At 68.8% G+C, this 9,706-nt stretch carries 6 protein-coding genes and 1 pseudogene; 3 read left to right on the forward strand and 4 right to left on the reverse strand.

From position 1 onward, the window contains the following. Positions 1-71 precede the first annotated feature (71 nt). Positions 72-971: an undecaprenyl-diphosphate phosphatase gene (locus tag BN973_RS15625; protein ID WP_036469184.1), complete on the reverse strand. Its 900-nt coding sequence runs from the start codon at positions 969-971 to the stop codon at positions 72-74. Between the two features lie 117 nt (positions 972-1,088). Here BN973_RS15625 and BN973_RS15630 point away from each other — a divergent pair, with 117 nt between their 5' ends. The 3 genes from BN973_RS15630 (at position 1,089) to BN973_RS15640 (ending at position 7,217) form a co-directional block, all read left to right on the forward strand. Continuing rightward, positions 1,089-3,488 carry a CaiB/BaiF CoA-transferase family protein gene (locus tag BN973_RS15630; RefSeq protein ID WP_036469186.1) on the forward strand — a complete coding sequence of 800 codons (2,400 nt, stop codon included), beginning with the start codon at positions 1,089-1,091 and terminating at the stop codon, positions 3,486-3,488. A gap of 10 nt (positions 3,489-3,498) precedes the next feature. Further along, positions 3,499-4,983, forward strand: a complete 1,485-nt coding sequence (locus BN973_RS15635; RefSeq protein ID WP_036469188.1) for an acetyl-CoA acetyltransferase — start codon at positions 3,499-3,501, stop codon at positions 4,981-4,983. A gap of 110 nt (positions 4,984-5,093) precedes the next feature. Continuing rightward, positions 5,094-7,217 carry an NAD-dependent epimerase/dehydratase family protein gene (locus BN973_RS15640; protein ID WP_036469190.1) on the forward strand — a complete coding sequence of 708 codons (2,124 nt, stop codon included), beginning with the start codon at positions 5,094-5,096 and terminating at the stop codon, positions 7,215-7,217. Here the strand turns inward: BN973_RS15640 and BN973_RS15645 are convergent. From BN973_RS15645 to BN973_RS15655, 3 genes and pseudogenes are all read right to left on the reverse strand, one after another. Next, the gene (locus BN973_RS15645; protein ID WP_036469195.1) at positions 7,191-8,408 is read right to left on the reverse strand and encodes an NAD(P)/FAD-dependent oxidoreductase; all 1,218 of its coding nucleotides are present in this window, start codon (positions 8,406-8,408) and stop codon (positions 7,191-7,193) included. The two genes, BN973_RS15640 and BN973_RS15645, sit on opposite strands and share 27 nt — an antisense overlap. A 47-nt stretch (positions 8,409-8,455) precedes the next feature. After that, positions 8,456-9,191: pseudogene (locus tag BN973_RS15650) on the reverse strand (DUF72 domain-containing protein). Further along, a partial coding sequence (locus tag BN973_RS15655; protein WP_036469198.1) for a hypothetical protein occupies positions 9,188-9,706 on the reverse strand: 519 nt, incomplete at its 5' end. The pseudogene BN973_RS15650 and the gene BN973_RS15655, both read right to left, overlap by 4 nt.

The raw sequence follows: 9,706 nt of genomic DNA on the forward strand, positions 1-9,706 counted from the left end.
AGCACAGCACTCGGCTTCCGGCGACGCAACGACAATGACGGATGCCGTTCAGCCGAAGCCGAGCGGGCAGGCTAGCCCAGGGTCAGCCAGGCCAGGCTGCCGGCACCGAACAGCGCGCAGTAGATCGCGAACGGGATCAGGGTGCGGGTCTCGAAGTACCGGGTGAGGTAGCGGACCGCGAGGTAGGCGCAGACGAACGAGGCGAGGCTGCCGGCCAGCACCTGGCCGGCGATCCCGGCGCCCAGCGGGCCGAACAGCTCGGGGATCTTGTAGACGCCGGCGGCCAGGATGATCGGCGTGGCCAGCAGAAAGGAGAAGCGGGCAGCGTCTTCGTGGGACAGGCCGCGCCACAGGCCCGCCACGATGGTGATGCCGGATCGGCTGATGCCGGGTAGCAGCGCCAGGATCTGTGCGGAGCCGATCAGCACACCACGGCCCAACGGCAGCTGCGCGAGCCGGTTGTCCACGGCTTTTCCGCCGTGCTCGTCATCGGCGATCGCCGGCGAGTCGGCGCGGCGGCGCAGCACTTCGGCGGCGTACAGAGCGATTCCATTGAGCAGCAAGAAGGCCGCTGCGGGAATCGGTTTGCCCAGCGTGGTGCGGAACAGCTTTTCTCCGAACAGGCCCGCCAGGGCCACCGGGATGGTGGCGGCCACAAGCAGCCAGGCCAACCGCTCGTTGGGCGTCCGGATGCGGCGGTGCCGCGCCGAGGAAACGAATCCGGCCAGCACCCGCAGCCAGTCGCGCCGGAAGAACACCAGCAGTGCCGCGGCGGTGGCGACGTGCAGGCCCACCAGGAATGCCAGGTACGGCGACTTGGGTGCCGAGACGTCCAAGTCGCGGGCCCATTGGCCGCCGATCAGCGCCGGCACCAAGATCGAGTGGCCGAGGCTGGAGACCGGAAACAGTTCGGTCACACCCTGCGCCGCGCCGACCAAGAGGGCTTCGACGTAACTCAAGTGCGCACTCACGAACCCGATATCTCGCTTCCCGTATGTCCGACAACAAACTCCGCAGCGTAGCCGGTCGGCGTCCGGTATCCGAACCAGGTTGAGCAGCCATGCTTTTGGCGGCGGTACGGTGGGCGCATGGCTGACAGGCTGCTCGCCGGGGTGCGCGTTCTCGACTTGTCCGCCGGCGTGAGCGACACGGTGACCCGCCTGTTCGCGGACCTGGGCGCCGACGTCGTCAAGGTGGAGCCGCCGGGCGGCAGCGCGGCTCGCCACCACCGGCCGACGCTGGCCGGTGCCAGCATCCCGTTCGCCGTGCACAACGCGAACAAGCGCAGCGTGGTGCTGGATTCGCGCGACGACGACGACCGGCGCACCTTCTTCGACCTCGCCGAGGGCGCCGACATCGTCGTCGACGCCGCCGGCGGGGCAGTCGCGTTCGGGACCGCGCCCGCCGAGTTGGCCGAGCGCTACCCGCACCTGGTCGTGCTGTCGATCACCGACTTCGGGGCGAGCGGTCCGCGCTCGTCGTGGCGCGCCACCGACCCGGTGCTGTTCGCGATGTCGGGTGCGCTGTCGCGGTCCGGACCCACCGTCGGCACCCCGGTGTTGCCGCCCGACGGCATCGCCTCGGCCACCGCCGCCGTGCAGGCCGCCTGGGCCGCACTCGTCGCGTACTACAACAAATTACGTTGCGGCACAGGCGATTACATCGACTTCTCCCGGTTCGACGCGGTGGTCATGGCGCTGGACCCGGCGTTCGGCGCGCACGGGCAGGCCACCGCCGGGCAGCGCACCAGCGCGTGGCGGGGACGCCCGAAAAATCAGGACCCTTACCCGATCTGTCCGTGCCGGGACGGCTATGTCCGGCTCTGCGTGATGGCGCCGCGGCAGTGGCGCGGCCTGCGCCGCTGGCTGGGGGAGCCGCAGGATTTCCAGGACCCGAAGTTCGACACGCTCGGCGCCCGGTTCGCCGCGTGGCCGCAGCTCAGCGTGCTGGTCGACGCGCTGTTCGCCGACAAGACCATGAAGGAGCTGGTCGCCGAGGGACAGGCGCACGGAGTGCCGATCTCGGCGGTGCTGACGCCGTCGCGCATCCTGGCTTCCGAGCACTTCCAGGCCGTCGGCGCGATCACCCATGCCGAGCTGGTTCCCGGGGTGCGCACCGACGTGCCCACCGGATACTTCGTGGTCGACGACGAACGCTGCGGCTTCCGCACGCCCGCCCCGGCCGCCGGCGCCGACCAGCCGCGCTGGCTGGCCGACCCGGTGACGGCCGCACCGTCGGGCCGGGCCGGCGAGTATCCGTTCCAGAAATTGCGGATTCTCGACCTGGGCGTGATCGTCGCCGGCGGCGAGCTGAGCCGGCTGTACGGCGACCTGGGTGCCCAGGTCATCAAGGTCGAAAGCGCCGACTATCCCGACGGGCTGCGGCAATCGCGGGCCGGCGCCGTGATGAGCGAGTCGTTCGCCTGGACGCACCGCAACCACCTGGCGTTGGGTCTGGACCTGCGCAGCGAGCAGGGCAAACAGATCTTCCGCCGACTGGTCGCCGAAGCCGACGCGGTGTTCGCCAACTTCAAGCCGGGAACCCTTACCTCGCTTGGGTTTTCGTTCGACACCCTGCGGGAGATCAACCCCCGGATCGTGCTCGCGGGTAGCAGCGCATTCGGGAACCGGGGGCCGTGGAGCAGGCGAATGGGCTACGGCCCGCTGGTCCGCGCGACCACCGGCGTGACCAGTCTCTGGACCTCCGAAGAAGCGTCCGAAGAGGCGCGCGCCGCCGGCGCCCGGCACGCGTTTTACGACGCGACGACGATCTTCCCCGACCACATCGTGGGGCGGGTCACCGCGATCGCCGCGCTGGCCGCCCTGATCCGGCGCGATCGGACCGGCGCGCCGGCTCACGTGCACATCTCGCAGGCCGAGGTCGTCATGAATCAGCTGGACACCCTGTACGTCGCGCAGGCGGCGGTGGGGGCCGGCGTCGCCGAGGTCTGCGACGACACCAGCGTGCACGCGGTCTACCCGAGCGCCGGCGACGACGAATGGTGTGTCATCTCCATCCGAGCGGATAGCGAATGGCGGTGTCTCACAGATCTTTTGGGGCAGCCTGAGCTGGCCGAGGATCCGCGGTTCGCGACCGGGGAGTCGCGGACGGCCCATCGCGCGGAGTTGGTGGAGGCGGTCTCGGCCTGGACCAGCGCGCAGCACCCGGCACAAGCCGTCGCGGCGCTGCAGGCGGCCGGCATTCCGGCCGGCCCGATGAACCGACCACCGGACGTCCTGCAGGACCCGCAGCTGGTCGAGCGCAAGCTGCTCAGCGACATGGTGCATCCGCTGGTCGAGCGGCCGCTGCCGGCCGAGACCGGACCGGCGCCGTTCCACCACATCCCCCCGGCCCCACAACGTCCGGCGCCGCTGCCCGGTCAGGACACCCGCGAACTCTGCGTGAAGCTGCTCGGGATGGGCACCGAGGAGATCGACCGGCTGCTCTGTGAGCACGTGCTGTTCGAGGCCGCGGCACCGCCACGATAAGTTCGTTCCCATGCCCGTCGACCCCACAACACCGGTGCTGATCGGCTATGGCCAGGTCAACCACCGGGACGAGATCGACCCGGAAACACGTTCGGTCGAGCCCGTCGACCTGATGGTCGCCGCGGCCCGACAAGCCGCGAACGCCCGGGTGCTCGAGGCCGTCGACTCCGTCCGGGTGGTCAACGTGCTGTCCGCGACCTACCGCGACGCCGGACTCCTGGTCGGCAACAGCATCGGCGCGAGGGAGTTCACGACGCTCTACAGCCCGGTCGGCGGCAACGTGCCGCAGACGCTGCTCAATCAGGCCTGCCTGGACATCCAGCGGGGGCGCGCCGGCGTGGTGCTGCTCACCGGCGCGGAAACCTGGCGCACCCGGCGCGGCCTGAGGGCCAAGGGCGCCCGGCTGGAGTGGACGGCCCAGGACGAATCCGTGCCGATGGCGCAAGTCAGCGGCGAGGACGTGCCGATGGCCGGCGACGCCGAGATCAAAATCCGGCTGGACCGCCCGGCGTACGTCTATCCGCTGTTCGAGCAGTCCCTGCGCATCGCCAACGGCGAGTCGGTCTCCGCCCACCGCAACCGGATCGGGGAGCTGTGGGCGCGCTTCAACGCCGTCGCGGTCGGTAATCCGCACGCGTGGATCCGCGAGCCGGCGACCGCCGCGGAGATCTCGCAGCCCGGCCCGCGCAACCGGATGATCAGCTGGCCCTATCCGAAGCTGATGAACTCCAACAACATGGTCGATCAGGGCGCCGCGCTGATCCTGACGTCGGTCGAGCAGGCCGAGCGCCTCGGCGTCCCGGAAGATCAGTGGGTTTACCCGCACGCCGGCACCGACGCGTACGACACGCCCTCGATCGCCGAGCGCCACGAACTGCACCGGTCGGCGGCCATCCGGATCGCCGGCGCCCGTGCGCTGGAGCTGGCCGGCCTGGGCATCGACGACGTCGACTATGTCGATCTGTACTCCTGCTTTCCGTCCGCGGTGCAGGTGGCGGCCGCCGAATTGGGGTTACCCACCGACGACCCCGCCCGTCCGCTGACCGTCACCGGTGGCCTGACGTTCGCCGGCGGCCCGTGGAGCAATTACGTGATGCACTCGATTGCCACCGTGGCCGAACTGCTGGTGGCTAATCCCGGGCGGCGGGCCCTGATCACCGCCAACGGCGGCTACCTGACCAAGCACAGCTTCGGCGTCTACAGCACCGAACCACCGGCCGAATTCCGTTGGGAGAATTCGCAATCCGTGGTGGAGCGGGAACCGACCCGGGAGGGGTTGGTGCAGTGGGAAGGCGTCGGCACCGTCGAAGCGTGGACGACACCGTTCGACCGCAACGGTCAGCCGGAGAAGGCTTTCGTTGCTGTGCGCACACCCGACGGGTCGCGGGCACTGGCGGTCATCGCCGATCCCGACTCGGCCTCGGCAACCGTTGGTGAAGACATCGGCGGCGCCAAGGTTGCCGTCACCGCGGACGGCAACGCCACGCTGCGGTGAGCCGGGCGGGAATAAAAGACCAGGCCAACAGCACTGTTATCGCCGTTACAGTCGCGTAGCGATACCGGCGCGCATATTGTCGAAGGGGACGTTGGGGGAGGTGAGCCCAGGTGCACATCCTGGTTACCGACGCCACCAGCACAATCGGGCGGCTGGTTGCACGGCAGCTCATTGCTGCCGGACATTCGGTCACCGGCATTAGTGAGTACCCCGACGCCCGTCTGGACCCGGCGGTCGGGTTCGTCCGCGCATCACTGAGCGACCCGATCCTGCAAGAGTTCGCCGATGAAGCCGACGCGGTGATTCATCTGGCCCCGGTCGAGCCCGACGCACCCCACAGCGCCGGCATCAACGGCCTGGCTTATGTGACGCATGCGGCCGGACGCGCGGGTGCCCGGCTGCTGTTCGTGTCGCAAGCCGCGGGCGCCCCGAAGGTCTACGAGCCGGCGGAGGACCTGGTGTCCACCAGCCTGGGGCCAAGCCTGATCATCCGGGTCGCACCGCCGGTGGGCCGCCAGCTCGACTGGATGGTGTGTCGCACGGTGGCCACCGTGCTGCGTACCAAGGTCTCTGCGCAGCCGATGCGGGTGCTGCACCTCGACGATCTGGTGCGCTTCCTGGTCTTGGCGCTCGACACCGACCGCACCGGCGTGGTGGATCTGGCCACGCCGGACACCACCAACGTGGTGACCGCGTGGCGGCTGTTGCGCGCCGTCGACCCCCGGTCCCGGAACCATCGAATCCGCGGCTGGCCGACACCGATTCCGACAATGGACACTGTTGCCGCACAAGAGGATTGGCAGTTCGAGTTCGGCTGGCCGGCATTCGATGCCCTCACCGACACCGCGCGGGGGCTGGTCGGCCGCAGACTCGGTGCCGCCGGCGCGACGAACCACGGCGCACAGATGGCGCTTCCGGTGGAAGTTCTGCCGCGCCCCGCGCCGTCCGACGAGTTGCGCAGCGCCGCACCGGATGGCGTCGAGGGCGAGTTCGACGACCGCATCGACCCCCGGTTCCCGGTGTTCGCCACCGACGGCCTCAGCGAAGCGCTGCCCGGGCCGCTGACCCCGATAACCCTGGATGTTCAGTTGAGCGGACTGCGCACCGCCAGCCGGGTGATGGGCCAGGCGTTGACGCTGGGCGGTGTGATCGACGACGAATGGGGCAGCAGGGCCATCGCGGTGTTCGGCCACCGGCCCTACGTCGGGGTGTCGGCGAACGTCGTCGCCGCCCATCAGTTGCTCGGCTGGGATGACCAGGCGCTGGTTCAGCGCGCGCTGGTCGATCAGCCGCAGGTCGGCGACGTGCTGCCGTTCGGCCAGCCCCGGCTGGCGGACGGAGCGCTCGGATCGGTTGCCAAGGCGGTCGCGACGATCCGATCGCTGCGTCTGATGCGTCATCTCAAGGCAGATACGCGGGCCTACAGCGCCGCCGCGAATGCCGAGCATTGGGATGCCGCGCAGCTGAGTCTGTTGCCCGATGCGGGCCTTGGGGTCCGAGTCCGGTTGCTGCGCGACCGTATTCACCAAGGCTGGATTCTCACGGCGCTGTGGTTGATCGACTCCGGGATCACCGCGGCGGCATTGGAGCACACCGCGCCGGGATCTCGGGTACCCGGAGTGGGCGCGATCATGGAAAGCGAGCGCGTCGCCGACGAGATCGCCGAACTCAGCGCCGCACTACGCGCCGACCCACCACTGCAGGCGATGGCTCGGGAAGGCAACCTCGCCAGCATCCGCGCGCTGTCGCCCCCCACCGCAGCCCTGCTGGATGCGGCGATCGCCAAGGTCGGGCATCGCGGGCCCGGGGACGGCGAGCTCGCCAGCCGCGTCTTCAGCGACGACCCGGCGATGCTGCTGACCGCCGCCGCCGAGGCGGCCGCCGAGCGCTGCGAGCCGGATCCGCCCGCGACGCTGGGCCGGCGCATCGCCACCAACGCCCGGGTTTCGCGCGAGCTTGCCCACGACACCACGCTGCGGTTCACACATGAACTTCGAATGACGTTGCGCGAGCTCGGATCTCGCCGGGTCGCGGCTGACCTGATCGATGTTGTCGACGACGTGTACTACCTGACCTGCGATGAATTGGTCACCATGCCCGCCGATGCGCGGCTGCGGATCAAACGCCGCCGCGCCGAACGGGAACGCCTGCAGGCACAGCACCCGCCGGAGGTCATCGACCACGGCTGGGTGCCACTCGAGCCGGCTTCAGCTCAGGAGATCGGCGAGGGGTGAGGACGGGTCGGCGAGTTTGTCGGGGTCGACGGAGGACTTGGACCGGATCAGCGCTTTGACGTCGTCGAGCACATCCCAGATGTTGACGTTCATCCCGGCCAGCACCCGGTTGTCGCCATCGAGCCAGAACGCGACGAACTCGCGCCCCGCGACGTCGCCGCGGAAGACCACCCGCTCGAAGTTGGGTGCATGCCCGACGTACTCCATGCCGAGGTCGTATTGGTCGGTGAAGAAATAGGGCAGCTCCGCGTATTCTGCTGGCTTGCCCAGCATTCCGGCCGCTGCCACCGCGGGCTGCTTGAGCGCGTTGGCCCAGTGTTCGGTGCGGATGCGGGTGCGGTACAGCGGGTGTTCGGCGGCCGCGATATCGCCGACGGCGAAGATGTCCGGGTCGCTGGTGCGCAGCGAGGCATCGACGAGCACGCCGCCGTCACCCATCGACAGCCCGCCCTGCTCGGCGAGTTCGACGTTCGGCTTGGCGCCGACGGCCACCAATACGGCATCGGCGGCCACCGTCGATCCGTCGCGCATCCGTAGGCCGGTCGCGGAAATCTCCTCGACCTGTGTTTGCAGCCGCAGCCGCACGCCGTGGTCGCGATGCAGGTTGGCGAAGATCTCGCCGACCGTCTCGCCGAGCGCGGCCAGCAACGGTTGCTTGGCGGCCTCGACGACGGTCACCTCCGCGCCGCGTTGCCGAGCGGCCGCGGTCACTTCGAGCCCGATCCATCCGGCGCCCAGCACCGCGAGCGAAGACCCCTCGGTCAGAACGGAATTCAACAGCTCGGCGTCGTCGTAGCTGCGCAGGTAGTGGACTCCGTCGGCATCCGATCCGGGGATCGGGGGCCGCCGCGAGGCCGATCCGGTCGCCAGCAGCAGCTTGTCGTAGCGCGTTGTGGTGCCGTCGGGAAGCCCGACGGTGTGGGCGCCGCTGTCCAGACTGGACACCGGCGATCCGAGTCTCAAGTCGACCTGGTGGTCCAGGTACCAGTCGGAGTTCTGCACGGTGAAGTCGGTCAGCGACTTCTTGCCGGCGAGATACTCCTTGGAAAGCGGAGGCCGCTCGTAGGGCAGCCGCGCCTCTTCTGCGAACAGAATGATTTGCCCTTCAAAGCCATTGTCGCGCAAAGCTTCTACTGCTTTTGCTCCGGCAAGTCCGCCGCCGACGATGACGAATGTAGTCGAACTGGCCATGATCGCCGCTCCGTTCGTGTCGCGTTTACCAGCCTACTCGCGCCGCGCTAGCTCACCAGATCCCGCAGCGCGAGCGCATTGCGGACGGCATGGCCACCCAGGTCGTTGTTGAAGTACATCCACACGTCCCTGCCGTCGCGGTCCCATTCGGCGATTCGGTCGGCCCAGCACCGCAACTCGTGGTCCGGATAACAGCCGGCATAGACCGGATGCGGATCCGGTCCGTGCATGCGGATGTAAACCAGATCGGTGGTGGCGCGCGGTATGCACGCCAGCCCCGCGCCGCTCATCACCACGTACGCGGCGCGGCGGCGTTCCAGCAACCGGTAGACATCAGGGTCGTTCCACGATGGGTGGCGCAACTCGACGGCCACCCGGATCGATGCCGGCACCCGATCCAAGAACGAATCCAGGCGGGCCTGAGAGGACTTGTCGCGCTGCAACTCTGGATGCACCTGGACGAGCAGCACGCCATGTCGATCGCCCAGCAGCTGCCAACACCGTTCGAAACGCTCGACCCAGGGTTCGGGGGACCCCAGCCGCCGATAGTGGGTCAAACCGCGATGCGCCTTGACCGACATCGTGAACCCCGGCGGAAGCCGGCCGCGCCATCCGGTGAAGGTCGAATCCTTCGGCCACCGGTAGAAGCTGGCGTTGAGCTCGACGGTGTCGAAAAACCTCCGTGTAGCGGGCCAGCCGGCGCGCGGACGGCGTGCCGGGCGGATAGAGCACGTCGACCCAGTGGTCGTAGGACCACCCGGAGGTTCCGATTCGGACGGTCAACCGGCCATCCGCTGACGCAGATCCTCGTCCAGCGACGCGCGGACGAGCGCGGCGGCCAACCGCGCGTTGGCTCGCGGTGCCAGTGCGCCCAGCTTGGCCGGTTCGGCGGGCAGCCCCAGCTTCTTGGCCATTCCCATGGCCCGGGCGTCGAAGTACGGACGCACCCACGTCCACACGTCTTGGACCTCGCGCAGATAGATGTCGACGCCGGTATCGCCAATGCCCTTGAATTCCTTCAGCATTCGCCTCGCGTGCACGGTGTCGTGATGACTGCGCTCGGCGATTTCGCGCAGATCGCCGAAATACTCGTCGCTCACCCGCCGCGCCATCTCGGTCAGGCGGGTCGCCGAGCTTTCGTCGTAGCGCACGTAGTGGGCGCGCCCGAAGGCGCTGATCATCGCTTGCCTATCGGCTGCCAGCACCGCCTTCGGGGTGCGCAGACCCGCCTTGAACAACTCGCGCGCCCCGCGCATGGCGATCGCGGCATCGATAGGCTTGCTGGCGAGCATGCACAA

The organism is Mycobacterium triplex (assembly GCF_000689255.1).
Taxonomy (GTDB): domain Bacteria; phylum Actinomycetota; class Actinomycetes; order Mycobacteriales; family Mycobacteriaceae; genus Mycobacterium; species Mycobacterium triplex.

Bases quoted from the DNA above. Each gene is read 5' to 3' on its own strand.
- BN973_RS15630 (WP_036469186.1), top strand. From the start codon at position 1,089: ATGGCTGACAGGCTGCTCGCCGGGGTGCGCGTTCTCGACTTGTCCGCC.
- BN973_RS15645 (WP_036469195.1), bottom strand. From the start codon at position 8,408: ATGGCCAGTTCGACTACATTCGTCATCGTCGGCGGCGGACTTGCCGGA.
- BN973_RS15635 (WP_036469188.1), top strand. From the start codon at position 3,499: ATGCCCGTCGACCCCACAACACCGGTGCTGATCGGCTATGGCCAGGTC.